This window comes from uncultured Algibacter sp., assembly GCF_947487575.1.
In the GTDB taxonomy this organism is placed as follows: Bacteria; Bacteroidota; Bacteroidia; order Flavobacteriales; family Flavobacteriaceae; genus Algibacter_B.
In genome coordinates, this window is record NZ_CANKXG010000006.1 from 144,411 (window position 1) to 158,689 (window position 14,279).

The following is a 14,279-nucleotide window of genomic DNA, read 5'->3' on the forward strand; positions in this document are numbered from 1 at the left end:
CTAAAAAACATACCTTTTAAAAGCTTCAATTGCAGCATAATCTGCTAACCCTAAATCACTATACCTATCTGCAGTTAACCTATTTCTGTCTTCTGCCCTAACCCAAAATTCTCGAGAATCGTTACCTTGAAACATAACCCCATCTTTTTGAGATTGATGATAAAAAATAGCTCGCCTTTTTCTAAGCACCTGATCTGGACTCATAGGAACCGCCATATCTATTTGATAAGTTTCCCATTCGTGCCATGCACCACGATACAACCAAACCCAGCAATCATTCATATAATCCTCTTTTTTCAACTCATCAATAGCTCCAAATAGTGCGTCTAAACAAGTTTTATGGGTACCATGTGGATCTGATAAATCTCCGGCAGCATATATTTGGTGAGGTTTTACCTCATTAATTAATGCAACCATAATATCAATATCCTTTTGATTAAGACTATTCTTTTTTACAGTGCCTGTTTCATAAAATGGTAAATCTAAAAAATGAACATTTTCGTCACTTAACCCCAAATACCTTGTAGCTGCTTTAGATTCACTTCTACGAATATCTCCTTTAAGTTTTCTGAGTATGTCTAAATCAATCTCATCATCATTTTTTGAATTTATAAAATTGATAATTTGGTCAGACACTTCGCAATCTTTACAAAGGGACAAAGTAATTTCAGAAAACTTAAGCGCTTCTTCATCTGAAACTGCTATATTTCCTGAGGTTTGGTAGGCTACATGTACATCATGCCCTTGCGCTATCAACCTATCAAAAGTTCCGCCCATAGATATTACATCATCATCTGGGTGTGGGCTAAAAATAATAACACGCTTTTTCTCTGGAATAGCTCTTTCTGGTCTTCTAGAATCATCAGAATTTGGTTTACCTCCTGGCCAGCCTGTAATGGTATGCTGAAGTTTATTAAACATTTTAATATTTAAATCGTACGCAGAACCTTCCTGATTCAACAACTCAGCCATTCCATTGTTGTTATAATCAGAATCAGTTAGTTTCAAAATTGATTTCCCTAATAAACCAGATAACCAAACTACAGCTTTTAATTTCAATTTATCATCCCAACCGCAAGTTGAGACTATCCATGGTGTTTTTACTCTTGTAAGTTCTGAAGATGCTCCTTCATCTAAAATAAATGTCGTATTAGTATGCTCTTGTAAATATGTTGCTGGTACTTCTGAACTTATTGAACCTTCAATAGTTTCCTGTAATATTCCAGCCTTATTGTTACCCCATCCTAAAAGCACAATACGCTTGGCATCCATTACTGTTCCGATACCCATGGTAATCGCCTTTCTTGGCACATTATCAATACCTAAAAAATCTGGTGCTGCATCAACTCTAGTAATGTGATCTAAAGTAATACTTCTAGTTCTTGAATTTAAATGCGAACCTGGTTCATTAAAACCAATGTGCCCTGTTCTACCAATACCAAGCAGTTGAAAATCCAAACCTCCTAATGCCTTAATTTTATTCTCATAATCTATACAATATACTTTCAAGTTTTCAGTACTAATTGTACCATCTGGAATATTGATGTTTTCTGGTAATATATCTACATGATTAAAAAGATGATCGTGCATAAAATAATGGTAACTCTGCAAATTGCTACGCTCCATTGGGTAATATTCATCTAAATTAAAAGTAACAACATTTAAGAAACTTAACCCTTCTTCCTTATGCTGTCTTACAAGTTCTTGATACACACCAATAGGAGAAGAACCCGTTGCAAGTCCTAACACACACACTTCGTTTTTAGCCTCTTTTGCTCTTATTAAGCTTGCAATTTCATTAGCTACCAATACAGATGGTTCTTTAGATTCTTGAAAAATGATAGTATGTACTTTTTCGAATCTTGTGTCTTCAAAAGTTCCTGGCTCCTTAAATTTTATTGTATCTAAAATCATAAATGTGATATTAATTTTTATTACGACATAAAATTAACATCTGTAAATCATTAATAGCTCATTATTTCGACAAACAACTGCTGGCATTAGCCGAAAATCTAGTTATTATAAATGAAGTAAAGAAAAAACAAAATATTGTACCTAAACTAAAAAAGCTTCTCGAGACATGAGAAGCTTTTCATTTAAAGTGCGGGAAAGAAACTCGAACTCCAACACCTAACTACACTAAATTCTAAGTCTAGCATGTCGTTATAGCATACTACATCCTTAATTTTTTAAATTTTATTTCATATACCAAATGAAATAAAACTGAATCAAATGCTGTTAGGCGTTAGATAAACAGCTAAATTCTGTAATGCTTAAAATAAATAAAGCCTTTCAATTTCTTGAAAGGCTTTATTTCTAGTAGCGGGAACTGGACTCGAACCAGTGACCTTCGGGTTATGAGCTTAAAGGTAGTAAGACACTAAACACCTCATTATCTAGCAAAACCTATGTTATTCAGCAATTTACATTTCTAACGATAGCATTTAAATACAATTAAAATCAAATTATTCTGTACTTATTCTGTACTAACTATTTTAAAAATGATTATCTTTACATTCTAAGTTAAGTGATTATGGCGATTATTAAAATAGTACTTCGGAAAAACATGATTCGTAAAGATAAAACTATCCCTCTTGCGATTCGTATTAGTGAAAATTACAAGACAAATTATAAATGGCTTGGACAGTATGTGCTAGAAAAAGATTGGGATAAAGATGCAGGAAGAGTAAAAAAAACGCATCCAAACGCCAAGAAACTTAATAACTATCTTCTAAAAAAACTTACTGAAGCAAATGACGTTTACTATGATTCTAAAGACAAAATCACACCAAAGCAGGTCAAGTTAAAATTGAAAGGTGCTGGTGGTTCTAAATCATTTTTCAATGTTGCCTCAGGCAGAATTAAAAGCAAATATGAACGTGATGTATTTTCAGTTGCAAAATCTGAATTATCAATTTTATACAACTTAGAAGAATTTTTAAACCATAATAACTCACAAGAAAAAAATGTAGTTATTAATGGAATTAAAGGACGTAGAAAGTCACGAGTTAGTAAAGGAAGGAAAGGTGAGCATACTTTTATGGATTCTGTTGAACACTTTAAAAAGAATAAGTCCTTAAAGTTTCAAGATATTGATGAATCTTTCTTAGATAGGTATAAAGATTTTTGTGCGGTCTACCTTGAACAAAAAACACGCACCATCACTAATCAACTCATATTTATACGGACTCTTTTTAACAAGGCTATTAAAAATGGAATAGTTGATTCCAAATTCTATCCGTTTGGTGGTGAAAAAGAAAAGATTCGGATTGGATCCAGTCATAAGATAGGTCTGATTGTAAATGAGGTAGAGCAGATTGAACTTTTAGAATTAGAACCTGACACCTCAATATGGCACACTCAAAACGTATGGCTATTTGCTTTTTACTTTGCTGGAATAAGAATTTCGGATGCGATAAAATTGAAATGGTCAGACTTTAAAGATGGTCGTTTGTTCTACGTAATGAATAAGAATGAAAAACCACTAAGCCTTAAAGTGTCCGAAAAGGCAGAGGCTATATTAGAATATTATAAAAAAGAGAAAGAAGATAACAATGGATTTATCTTCCCATTTCTAAAAGATGTGAATCAATCTGATACTGAAGATGTGTTTAGAAAAACTAGAAACGCGACTAAACTGCTTAATAAATATTTAAAGCGAATTGGTGGAATCTGTGAAATAGACAAAAACCTTTCTAACCATATTGCCCGACATAGTTTTGGAAATATCGCTGGTAATAAGATTCATCCTAGAATGCTTCAAAAACTATACAGACATAGCGATTTAAAAACGACTTTAATCTATCAAGCTAACTTTATCCATGAAGAAGCTGATGATGCTTTAGAGGAAGTAATTAACTTTTAAGTTATTTTAAAAGTTCTTCAGAATAATAAAAATTTGCCGGTAAGCCACCTGTATGCCAAAAAAGAACATTAGAGTTTTTTTCTATCTTATTATTTTTAAGATGATCTATCATCCCGTAAAAAGCTCTCCCAGAATAAACAGGGTCTAACAATATACCTTCACTTTGAGCCAATTGCTTTATGGCTAACTTTTCATTTTGAGTAATTACTCCATAACCAGGTTTATCGTAATCTCTAATAAGTGTTGCATCTTTAATTGAGTACGTTTTTTGGATATTCAATTCTTTTTGACCTTGATGTAATATTTTTAAAACTGCTTCATCAAGAGTTCCATTCACTAACCCAATTTTGTCAATACTAATTGCCATAAGTTTAATATCTAATCCGTACAAATCAATACCAAGTCTTAATCCTGCTTGTGTACCTCCAGAGCTTGATGCGAAAAAAATGTAGTCTATTTTTAAGTTCTCTTTTAAAAGTTGTTTCTTTAATTCTTTAACTGCATCGACAAAACCATAAGCTCCTAACAAATTTGATCCACCATAAGGAATTTCATAAACATTCTTTGTCTGTGCTTCTAAATCTTGTTTTAATTTGATTATATCCTCTCCTTTTCTATTATCTCCAGTAAAATGAATTTTAGCTCCTAATAAATGGGAAAGCAACAAATTACCATTGTAATTTTTAGGCTTGTTACCTCCTAACAACAAATGACATTCCAATCCAGCTTTAGCACAAGCTGCTGCCGTTTGTCGGCAATGATTAGATTGTTGTGCTCCAGCAGTAACAACCGTATCACAACCTTTGCTTAAAGCGTCATAAATAAAAAACTGAAGCTTTCTTACTTTGTTTCCGCCAGATGCCAAACCTGAGTTATCATCTCTTTTTATATACAAATTATAGTTTGGATAGACTTTAGATAAGTTATCCATTTTCTCCAAGGGCGTAGAAAAAAAACCTAGTTTATACTTGTTATTCAGCATTTTACGCTTTATAATTTTTAATTCACACTAAGATAAGCTATATTTAGTACTCTCGTAATTTTAAGCTAAAGTATTGTTGTACATGCCCCTGTATGTTTTACTTAATTCAAAAATATCGATTTGTTCCAGAATACACCTACGCTTCTTCTATGCATTGGGTGGTGCTTTTCTTGTGCATAACAATTGGAATCATTATTGTTTTCCAACTCTTAAATATTGGATTAGGTAAGCGTCAAAACATTCAATCCAAGTATCGCTATCTAATTTTAGCTGTTATTTTCCTATTGTATAATGTTTTAAATGGTTTGCTTCCTTATGATGATTTTCCTGGTCCAAGAATAATTCAATATGTAATTACATACACAATTTCTATTATAATGTGTTTATATCTGGTTTGGTATTTATATAAAGAATTTGACATAAAAACACCAAATCCTTTTTTCAAAATAAAGAATTTAACTATTATTCTTTCTTCATGTTTTATACTACTTTTCATTGTACCATACTATTTCACAAACTCCTTGAATTTTGCAAGAAGCCTATTCCTGATATTTCCAACTATACTTTCCTTAGTTTTTATTGTGTATTTCTTTCTAGTGATTAAAAAGAAAACTAAAAGAGAGCGATATTTCAAAATCCAAACCAATTTAGGCTTAAGTTCAATATTCTCTTTAGTTATGCTTCCCGCATTAACTTATTTTGGTGATTTTCAACCTATAACCCATTCAATAATGACATCCTCTTTCCTTTTTGTAACCATTATGGAAGTAAATAGTTATTTATATCGATTAAAGAACACCTATAAATTGGATCAAGATATTGCAGACCTATATGGTCTTACAAACAGAGAAAATGAAATTGTATTACAGATAATAAAAGGCTACAGTTATAAAAAAATAGCCGAAAACATGTTTATATCCTACGGTACAGTTAGAAAACACGCCTCCAACATCTTTAACAAATCAAACTGTTCGAGCAGACAAGAACTTATTGATAAAGTGAATTAATAAACTAATCTCAATAGCATTTATGAATTGTGTATAAAGTTCACATAGCAAATACGCAAAATTTACACAGTTTATTGTTCTTCATTCATGAATTTCTAACCATCTTTATTAAACTAACCTAAAATCTACCAAATACTATTAAAAGTCAATAGATAATCTATTGAATACCGCGTGTATAACTAAACTTTTGTGATGGATTTTAACTTACGCAATACTATTTACACAAATGAACTTGAAAAAATTGAACAAAGTTCCTTATCCATCCTTGACACGTCTAGTCAAATCATCATCCTATCGCGCAATACATTAAATGATTTTAAAAAAGCTATTATTAAAACGGGGTTTGTTTCAGTTCCAAAGGAAGTAGAATTCTTCAAACATCAAAAACAAACCTCTTTAATTCAACTAATCTATTACACCGAAATACGTTCTTTTGAACTACAGTTTCCAAAATCAAATGTTCAAGACCAAGAAAAAGCTTTAAGGAAAAAACTTCGAAAGCTTAATCGGTTCTATTTATACAATATTGATTTCAACCAATATGTTGAAGCTAAACTCCATCACTTTGATAAGGAATATTACACAAGAGGTCATTTAGACAGCTTCTTAATCTCATCATCAAAATTTTATTTTCAAGATCCAGATTTTAGTACGCCTCGTGATATGCTCTTAGGTAAGATTAGAGCCTACAAGCTTTTTATAAATTACTTAAAATTTAGACTTGATAAAATAAAGAATGGAAAATCTACTGATGAAGTTAATAAAACAAACCTAAAATGGACATCTTCTAAATCTGCATTGACAGAACTAATCTATGCACTTTATTATAATCGTGTAATCAATAATGGCAACGTCGATATAAAAGAAATAGCAACAGCTCTGCAAAAAGTATTACAATTTGACCTTGGGGATTTCTATAAAATATTCTCTGAAATCAAATCTCGAAAAATAAGCAGAACCAAGTTTCTGGATGATTTATCCAATGGTTTACTTCTTAAAATGGATAGCGCTGACGAATAAAAATATTCATTTTTTTAACCACATACGGTTGACCTCCTGCTTACATGTTTTTATTCCAATTATCTACTTTTTCTAATCAATAATTCACTCATAACAACATCAAAACACACCAAATAGCATCAAATTTAATAATGTTAAAATTTGACCGTACTCTGGTCTTACTTGTGATTAAAATCCATCAATACTATTCAAATTTGTAGAACGAAAGTCAAATCAGGTCAAGGGCTATCATTTTAATTGAAAGCAAAATGGTAGTTCTTTTCTAAAAATAGTTCTACTATGCCAGCAACAATTATTACTACAGATGATCTTAGAGATTTCAAACTTGAACTGCTCGACGATATCAAAAAACTTTTAAGTAAACAAGCGCAAGGTAAACTGAAGAAATATCTAAAATCCTCAGAACTTATGGACTTACTGCAAATTAGTCCTGGCACTTTACAGAATCTTCGAATTAAAGGAACACTTCCTTATACAAAGGTAGGTGGTATCATTTTTTATGATTCCGAAGAAATTCAGAAGGTTATGGATAATAATCGAGTTCATCATAAAACGGAATAAATATGTATGAATTATATAAAACATCTCAATGCTGTATTTCAAAAATTCTATGCAGACAAAAGGTTAAATACAACTCATGTAAGCTTATATATGGCTTTGTTTCAGTTTTGGAATTTAAACCGATTTCGAGAAGAATTTTACATAGACAGACAAGAAGTTATGGAACTCTCAAAAATTGGTTCGACAGCAACTTATCATCGTTGTTTAAAACAGATGGATTCATGGGATTATCTAAAATATTTCCCTTCACATAATCCTTATAAAGGAAGTAAAATCAAGTTGTTCAATTTCGGTACAACCTCTGAACAAGTTGTGAATGAGTTTGAAACTAGTACTGAACAAGCATTGATACGTAATACAAACATTAATAAACAAATAGAAAACATAAATAAAACTAAGCTACCAAAAAATGAATTTGAAGTCATTGATTTTTTTAAAAAGAAAAAATGGCCAGATAATGAAGCCAAGAAATTCTACAACCACTATCAAGGCATTGGTTGGAAAATTGGTGGCAAAATAAAAATAGAAGATTGGCATGCTACTGCAAGTAATTGGATGCTTAAAGCCAATGAATTTGAAACTGCAGATGCAGTTCCTCAAAAAAAGGACAACCTGAGAACCAGTAAAAACAAAGATTATGGTCAACCCTTGTAAAATAGTCGAAGAACACAAAACGTATGACATTGGCACGTTTGATGGCAAAGAAGTGACGTACGATTTTGAAAAAATCTTAATTTACCTCGATGTCAAAGGAAAAATGCTCTTTGGTAACGGTTTTAAAATCTACGAAGAAGACCATCCAATCATTTTAAAACTCTGTCATTATTTCATAAAAGACAAAGCAAACTGCAAGAAAAACGAGATAGATCCAGATAAAGGTATTTTACTTTCCGGACCTGTAGGCTGTGGCAAAACAAGCTTAATGATTTTGCTTAAAAATATCGTTCCGTTACAAAAACCATACATCCTGATTCCTTCCAGAAATATTGTATTTGGTTTCAATCACATTGGCTACAAAACGATTGAAGATTATGGTTGTAGGCAGTTTTTCTGTTTTGATGATTTAGGTGTAGAACCTATTGGAAGACACTACGGAAAGGACTGTAACGTGATGGGCGAAATCTTACTCTCACGTCACGAACTTTTTATAAATCATCACATAAAAACACACGGAACTACAAACCTAAATGCAGAAGAATTGGAAGATTTATATGGCAATAGAGTCCGAAGTAGGATGCGAGAATTATTCAATCTCATAGCATTCGATCAAGATACTAACGATAAACGAAAGTAAAAATTTAGAAATTATGAAAATAGCAACTTTTAATGTTCAGAACTTATTTCACAGAGACAGAAGTCTACTAGAAAAACTAACCAAAAATCTAACCGCCGATTGGACAATTGAGCTTGACGAACTCATGCTTGAACCCTCTAAATCATTGATCCAGCAAGATCGTATTAGAGAACTATCATTTTTAATTGGTTTTGAAAAATCAAGTCCTCGTCCTTATGCTGTTTTGAGACGAAAAGCAGGTTTTCTCTTTATGAAAGGTCTTAGCCATTCTATTGATAACAGAGCTGGTAATCTCACAGATTGGAACGGATGGATAAAACTACAAACCGTTCCTATTCATCCTAAATCAACACAACATAAAGCACAAGTTATCGCCAACGTAAATCCAGATATTTTACTTCTACAAGAAATCGAGGATAGAGCATCATTTGAAGACTTTAACCAGCTCATTCTACCAGAATTTGACTGCAAACCTTTTAACCACTCTTTTGTGATTCAAGGTAACGATATGAATAGTTTAGAAATGGGAATAGCATTGCGGCAAGGCTATAATCTAGATGCTGTTAGAATTCACAATATCAATGCAGCAACTAATGATGATGACAAAAATTTGATTGAATATGAAATTAGTACACCATCAAAAGAAACTATTTGGTTACTAAATGCTTATTTAAGAAAGCCTACAAAAGATAGAAAACAGTCTGATAAAATTAGAAAAAAACAAGTTTATAAGATTGCTGAAGTTTACAAAAAGTTGATTGCTGAAGGCAAAAATAATATCATAATTGCAGGTACATTCAACGCGCCATCTTATTGTAATTCTCTATCGCCTTTAATACAAGATACAGACTTGAAAGACATTACTAAACATCTCTCGTTTGAAGTGGATATTGATAAGGGAAATGATGGCACTTATTTTAGATTAGGCGCTTACAGAATGGGTGTAAATATTAAGCAGAAAGATTACATGTTGTTCTCTCCAGCTTTATTCAATAAAATGGAAGATAGTGGCTTAAATCGCAAAGCGATGTGGCCAGAAAAGCATCCGCAATGGTCTATCTATAAATCTGTTTCTAATAGAAATGTTGCTGCTAGTGAACATCCTTTGGTTTGGGGAAGAATTAGAAACATGTAATCATTCAATTGAACTAAAAGCACACATTAATTAGATAATAGAGCAGACCTAATATATTAAATCAATTATTTATTTGAATTATTAGCGCTTTGGATGCTGATCAATCATGTGTCTTCTATTTTGTTTCGTTATATTTCATTCCTAAAAATCTATTGTCCTTTGTAAATGCTTCACGTTTTAAATCATCTACTTTAAATAATAGTTTCCCATTTCTTAAAGCCGATTCAATTAAATCACTATTAAGCGTAACTATATATTGAAATTCATTTGGTGTTTTGTTATTGTATTCAAATAAATAATTTAAACTTTTTTCAATAGAATCATCATCTTCAAATATGTTGTCGTGGATTAAGAATCCTGGGTGATTTGGTCGAGTGTATTCATTCAACATTAATGCAATATCATAGATAAACACCTTCATTCTTTCAGTTGAATGACTACCATCATCATCAGTTCTCATTATAAAATCAACCACACTTTGATTTTTTGTTGTTTTAATCTCAAAATGTGCCTCACGATTTCCCATAATTCTTTCGTGAATGTTTAGTATTGACTCTTTAAAACTCTTTAATGTTTTTTCGTTTTTATATAATTCTTCTTCGAAGTCGGAAATCAAAACAGCCTTATCTGCTTCTATTTTTTTCTTGTCTCTCTCTGATTCATCGTATTTTTGAATTAATGAACGTAAATTATTTAACTCTCGATTCTTTTCATTGAAAACATTAATCGATGTTTTTAAATCTTTTAAGACTTCTCCATTGTCTAATAATGATATTTTTTCCGAATACTCTTCATCAATTTTTCTAACGATTGAATTAAGTTCAGAAAGCTCAGTTCTTAAGCTTGTCAAGCGATCATTTACAATTGAATTTCTAAAACCATCAATCTTATTTTTAAATTCTTTCAAATCTTCCAAAGACTTTTCAACTAAATTTCCTAGACCTTTCTTGAACTGATTAAAAATTATTTGAATTTCGTTTTCATTAATACTTTCAGGTTTAGGGAACGAATCTATTTGTTTAATCTCGTATTTTATCGCTTGTTGTTTAGTCCTTAATTGTGTCAGTTTCGCTTCTAGCTTAACTAAATCTTCCTGGACTAGTTCAAATGATTCATTGGTTTTCAAGTTTTCAATTGCCTTATTAACTTTGTCAACTTCACTTTCTAATTCATTGAGATGAGCTTTAGCATCTTGGATTTTTATTTCGTTGTTATTTGTTATGAGTTTTTTAGTTTCAGAGAAAAAAGCTCTTTTCTTTTTTAATGCATCATTAACTTTTTTTATCTCTTTGTATTTTTCAAGACCCACATTCAAAAAGAAAAGATGAGGACTATAATCAGGTGGAATCGACTTGTTTGTGTCAAAACATTTTATTAAATCCTTAAATTCTGATCGTTCGTCTCTTATAATCGGTTGTAATAGATTTCTAAAACTCAGACGTGTAGTCTTTGCGGAATAATTCTCAAAATAAAGATTTCCGAGATATTCAGAAGCGTCATCTAGCTTCTCAAAATAAATTTGTTTATCATCAATTTCAATTAAAACCTGCTCAGGATTACTAATCGAGCGAGAAATTACAACCCTTTTATTATTGAAATCGAAGTCTAATTTAATTTGACTTTCAACAATATCAGTATTTTTTTTAGGTATTAAATTTAGCCGACTATCTGATATCCTTTTTAATAGACAAAAGTTAATAAATTCTATACATATTGATTTTCCAACACCAATTTTCTTATTTGTCTTTTCTGATTTCTCTCCCATTATTATATTGACCCCAAAATCAAAAGATATTGGTGTGAATATTTCAGGCTCACTATATAATTTATTGATTTTAATCATTTTTATTTTTGATATAAATAAAAGGTTCTTGAAAATCTACTATTCCTGAAGAATACAAAAATGCAAGACCAAAAAACAAGTGTCGATAACGAGTTATATTATGTTTTTTCAGTTCTTTAGAAACATCGAAAATAGAAATTTTATCCACCTTCTTTTTCTGAATTTGTTTCAAAATAAGAGTTGCAACATATATTGATGAAGTCTTTATATTTTCGTCTTTAGATAATAACATAAATTATTTGTTTGGAAATACATTGCAATTAATTAATTCATCAAGTAAATAAAACTTAATAGCTTGTTTGTCAAACTTAACTCCATTAGAAGAAAGTTTTCCATAAAATAATTCAACAAGTGAATGCAAAGCTAGTTTAGGGTTGTTATTTTCTTTAGTTAAAATAATGTCACTTTCATCTTTTAAAAAATCTGAAATTATTTCAGCTTCCACGCTATCAATCTCTGATGTCGCTTCGATTAAAGGACCATTATATTTACCATATAAACCTGCGTATTGTTGTTTGAGATAATCTGAATGTTCACTAAACCTGTTTTCAATTTTATTTTTTGGATCAACATTTACTGTTTTGTCAATAATTATTCTGTTTTTATTTAAACTAAGGTAATTAATCAGCTCCATTATGGTTTCAACTTCTGAACATTCTGTTTTTTGCCTTTCTGTCAATATATTATTGTTCAAAAAGTCTGCTAAATCTTTAATCTTATCTATTTCTTGAAGGTCATTGATGATTGCAAGAAGTCTTTTAATATCCAAAACATCTTCTGTATGATTAAAGTTTTTTCCGAACTTCGTTCTGTAATTTTTTGCGTCTTTTGAAATGAGCAATATTTGTAATTTATAGTATTGATTTTCTGGTTTTGAAAAAAAGCCATCTATCGCCTCTTTAATTTTGATATTATCATTTTGGGAAGTAACCTGAATTGCTTGTTTATTAACACTATCAATTAAGTCTATATGGGCAAAGTTGTTACTTTCAAAATTTGTATTGTTAAATTTAAATCCAATTAAGTTGAATAGGTCTCTATAAAAGTTTTCAGCAAAAACATTTATATCAGTTAAATTTAATGAATTAAAATTTTCTACTTCTTTCTGAAGATATGTTAGTCTTTTTGTAATTATTGATATGTAAGTTTGTCTATTGTCCATTTTCGATGTAAAGATACTTTTTCTAAATTTTGTTCTTCATAAATATTAATTAATTTGTTATTGTAAATTTATTGAACAGGCAACCAATGTTTTAAAAGTAGCTCATATCACTTCATTTATACTTCATTGAAAATGCGAAAATTATGGTATTAACACTATCGCGTAAAGTTAAATTCATTTCTTCTCTTAACTACATTATATATTTAGAACAATGATCTTACTTTAAATAATCTAATAATAGATAATAATATTTTTCTAATTACAATAATAACCTCTAAATACAACTCACTCATAACCCTAAAAATTTAATAATCGATTGAAGTATAACCAAAGCAACAGCACTTTGAGACTCTTCTTTTGATAGATATACCGCCTCATTAGTTTGAGACAAAAACCCAAGTTCTAAAAGAACAGTTGCTCCAATATCGCCATTATCCCGCAACACCTGAAAATTACCATATTTTATACCTCTGATTTTAATACCAAGTATATCTGCCAATCCTTTTTGTATGGTAAATCCTAAATAGGCAGATTCCTCAGCTTGCACTTCGCTTTTAGGATGAATAAAAACTTCTGTTCCTGAGGCTGTTCTGTTTATGGCTTGATTGCAATGAATTGAAATAAATATATCAGCTTTTAGTTTTTTGGATAGTTTTGTTCTATCGCTAAGAGATATTAATGTGTCTGTATATCTAGTTAGAAATAACATTAAAGGGTTTTCAAATAAGGCATTATTAAGTACCAACATTTTTGAAGCAATACCCAAAGCAATATCTTTTTCCTTTATACCAGTTTTGGTCGTTGCGCCAACATCTTTTCCACCATGCCCAGGATCTATTACTACAATAGATTTCTTGGGTTGGTCTTTACCATTCTGTGAATAAGAAAGATTTAGAAAAACTACGCAGAATAGTAAGAATGTAATTTGATTTAATGTGCTCATAATAATCGTTTTAGATTACACAATATTCAAGAAATCAATCACTTCCTTAATAATTTTCAAAAGTTTAACACCAATTAGCGTTAAAATTTAGAGATTTTCTTCCTTCATCTTCATTTCATAATAGATTTCACAAAATAAAATTAGAAACTGCCTCGAAAGGCTAAACCAAATAATTATGAAAAAATCAATTTTTATCTTACTCACATTCTTGATGACATCTGCGTCAAGCTTTGCACAAATTGGTGGTATTGAAGATTCTGTAAACGATGTTTCAGATACCATTAGAACCATTTTCCCAATCATTCTAGGTGTCATCTTTCTTGTTGGATTCCTATTTAATGCTGGTCATTTCTTTGGCGAGAACGCAGACCTTAAAAAAGGTATTACTCGTGTTTTAGTATTTGTTCTCATTGCTGGTGCTGTGGTAGGCATCTTCACTTACTTAATAACTATCGTAGTGTAATGAA

The 14,279-nt window shown here is 30.7% G+C and carries 14 protein-coding genes; 8 read left to right on the plus strand and 6 right to left on the minus strand.

Annotated elements, in window-relative coordinates:
- Nucleotides 1–1,914: a glucosamine-6-phosphate deaminase gene (gene nagB / locus Q0870_RS08010; RefSeq protein ID WP_298554260.1), complete on the minus strand. Its 1,914-nt coding sequence runs from the start codon at nt 1,912–1,914 to the stop codon at nt 1–3.
- Nucleotides 1,915–2,533: 619 nt separating this feature from the next.
- On the opposite strand from nagB, the gene Q0870_RS08015 reads away from it, so the two are divergent.
- A complete protein-coding gene (locus tag Q0870_RS08015) occupies nt 2,534–3,865 on the plus strand; it encodes a tyrosine-type recombinase/integrase (protein WP_298554263.1) in 1,332 nt (443 codons plus the stop codon).
- A 1-nt stretch (nt 3,866) separates the two neighbouring features.
- On the opposite strand, the gene Q0870_RS08020 is transcribed toward Q0870_RS08015, so the two are convergent.
- Entirely contained in the window at nt 3,867–4,847 is a 981-nt protein-coding gene (locus Q0870_RS08020) for a D-cysteine desulfhydrase family protein (protein ID WP_298554266.1), read from the minus strand.
- 92 nt (nt 4,848–4,939) lie between these two features.
- On the opposite strand from Q0870_RS08020, the gene Q0870_RS08025 reads away from it, so the two are divergent.
- The 6 genes from Q0870_RS08025 to Q0870_RS08050 all read left to right on the plus strand — a co-directional run bounded on the left by Q0870_RS08025 (nt 4,940) and on the right by Q0870_RS08050 (nt 9,864).
- Complete coding sequence (locus Q0870_RS08025) at nt 4,940–5,854, plus strand: helix-turn-helix transcriptional regulator (protein WP_298554270.1); 915 nt, start codon at nt 4,940–4,942, stop codon at nt 5,852–5,854.
- 192 nt (nt 5,855–6,046) lie between these two features.
- The gene (locus Q0870_RS08030; protein ID WP_298533087.1) at nt 6,047–6,874 is read left to right on the plus strand and encodes an RteC domain-containing protein; all 828 of its coding nucleotides are present in this window, start codon (nt 6,047–6,049) and stop codon (nt 6,872–6,874) included.
- A gap of 279 nt (nt 6,875–7,153) precedes the next feature.
- Nucleotides 7,154–7,435, plus strand: coding sequence for a helix-turn-helix domain-containing protein (locus tag Q0870_RS08035; protein ID WP_028283588.1), 282 nt, complete (start codon nt 7,154–7,156; stop codon nt 7,433–7,435).
- A 6-nt stretch (nt 7,436–7,441) separates the two neighbouring features.
- Nucleotides 7,442–8,089 (plus strand): hypothetical protein, encoded by a 648-nt coding sequence (locus Q0870_RS08040; protein WP_298533084.1) that lies wholly within the window; start codon nt 7,442–7,444, stop codon nt 8,087–8,089.
- Nucleotides 8,073–8,729: an ATPase gene (locus Q0870_RS08045; RefSeq protein ID WP_298554273.1), complete on the plus strand. Its 657-nt coding sequence runs from the start codon at nt 8,073–8,075 to the stop codon at nt 8,727–8,729. The genes Q0870_RS08040 and Q0870_RS08045 overlap by 17 nt, the downstream gene beginning before the upstream one ends.
- A 13-nt stretch (nt 8,730–8,742) precedes the next feature.
- The gene (locus Q0870_RS08050; protein ID WP_298554276.1) at nt 8,743–9,864 is read left to right on the plus strand and encodes a hypothetical protein; all 1,122 of its coding nucleotides are present in this window, start codon (nt 8,743–8,745) and stop codon (nt 9,862–9,864) included.
- 115 nt (nt 9,865–9,979) lie between these two features.
- Here the strand turns inward: Q0870_RS08050 and Q0870_RS08055 are convergent, their stop codons facing one another.
- The 4 genes from Q0870_RS08055 to Q0870_RS08070 all read right to left on the minus strand — a co-directional run bounded on the left by Q0870_RS08055 (nt 9,980) and on the right by Q0870_RS08070 (nt 13,812).
- Nucleotides 9,980–11,707: a DUF2326 domain-containing protein gene (locus Q0870_RS08055; RefSeq protein ID WP_298554279.1), complete on the minus strand. Its 1,728-nt coding sequence runs from the start codon at nt 11,705–11,707 to the stop codon at nt 9,980–9,982.
- Nucleotides 11,700–11,939 carry a hypothetical protein gene (locus Q0870_RS08060; protein WP_298554281.1) on the minus strand — a complete coding sequence of 80 codons (240 nt, stop codon included), beginning with the start codon at nt 11,937–11,939 and terminating at the stop codon, nt 11,700–11,702. The genes Q0870_RS08055 and Q0870_RS08060 overlap by 8 nt, the downstream gene beginning before the upstream one ends.
- A gap of 3 nt (nt 11,940–11,942) precedes the next feature.
- A complete protein-coding gene (locus Q0870_RS08065) occupies nt 11,943–12,869 on the minus strand; it encodes an SMEK domain-containing protein (protein WP_298554284.1) in 927 nt (308 codons plus the stop codon).
- A 289-nt stretch (nt 12,870–13,158) separates the two neighbouring features.
- A complete protein-coding gene (locus tag Q0870_RS08070; protein ID WP_298554286.1) occupies nt 13,159–13,812 on the minus strand; it encodes an N-acetylmuramoyl-L-alanine amidase in 654 nt (217 codons plus the stop codon).
- A gap of 175 nt (nt 13,813–13,987) precedes the next feature.
- On the opposite strand from Q0870_RS08070, the gene Q0870_RS08075 reads away from it, so the two are divergent.
- Nucleotides 13,988–14,275 (plus strand): hypothetical protein, encoded by a 288-nt coding sequence (locus Q0870_RS08075; RefSeq protein WP_069831856.1) that lies wholly within the window; start codon nt 13,988–13,990, stop codon nt 14,273–14,275.
- Nucleotides 14,276–14,279 lie beyond the last annotated feature (4 nt).

Excerpts from the sequence above, each read along its gene's own strand:
- nagB (WP_298554260.1), bottom strand. The coding sequence starts at position 1,914 with ATGATTTTAGATACAATAAAATTTAAGGAGCCAGGAACTTTTGAAGAC.
- Q0870_RS08015 (WP_298554263.1), top strand. The coding sequence starts at position 2,534 with ATGGCGATTATTAAAATAGTACTTCGGAAAAACATGATTCGTAAAGAT.
- Q0870_RS08020 (WP_298554266.1), bottom strand. The coding sequence starts at position 4,847 with ATGCTGAATAACAAGTATAAACTAGGTTTTTTTTCTACGCCCTTGGAG.
- Q0870_RS08025 (WP_298554270.1), top strand. The coding sequence starts at position 4,940 with ATGTTTTACTTAATTCAAAAATATCGATTTGTTCCAGAATACACCTAC.
- Q0870_RS08030 (WP_298533087.1), top strand. The coding sequence starts at position 6,047 with ATGGATTTTAACTTACGCAATACTATTTACACAAATGAACTTGAAAAA.
- Q0870_RS08035 (WP_028283588.1), top strand. The coding sequence starts at position 7,154 with ATGCCAGCAACAATTATTACTACAGATGATCTTAGAGATTTCAAACTT.
- Q0870_RS08040 (WP_298533084.1), top strand. The coding sequence starts at position 7,442 with ATGAATTATATAAAACATCTCAATGCTGTATTTCAAAAATTCTATGCA.
- Q0870_RS08045 (WP_298554273.1), top strand. The coding sequence starts at position 8,073 with ATGGTCAACCCTTGTAAAATAGTCGAAGAACACAAAACGTATGACATT.
- Q0870_RS08050 (WP_298554276.1), top strand. The coding sequence starts at position 8,743 with ATGAAAATAGCAACTTTTAATGTTCAGAACTTATTTCACAGAGACAGA.
- Q0870_RS08055 (WP_298554279.1), bottom strand. The coding sequence starts at position 11,707 with ATGATTAAAATCAATAAATTATATAGTGAGCCTGAAATATTCACACCA.
- Q0870_RS08060 (WP_298554281.1), bottom strand. The coding sequence starts at position 11,939 with ATGTTATTATCTAAAGACGAAAATATAAAGACTTCATCAATATATGTT.
- Q0870_RS08065 (WP_298554284.1), bottom strand. The coding sequence starts at position 12,869 with ATGGACAATAGACAAACTTACATATCAATAATTACAAAAAGACTAACA.
- Q0870_RS08070 (WP_298554286.1), bottom strand. The coding sequence starts at position 13,812 with ATGAGCACATTAAATCAAATTACATTCTTACTATTCTGCGTAGTTTTT.
- Q0870_RS08075 (WP_069831856.1), top strand. The coding sequence starts at position 13,988 with ATGAAAAAATCAATTTTTATCTTACTCACATTCTTGATGACATCTGCG.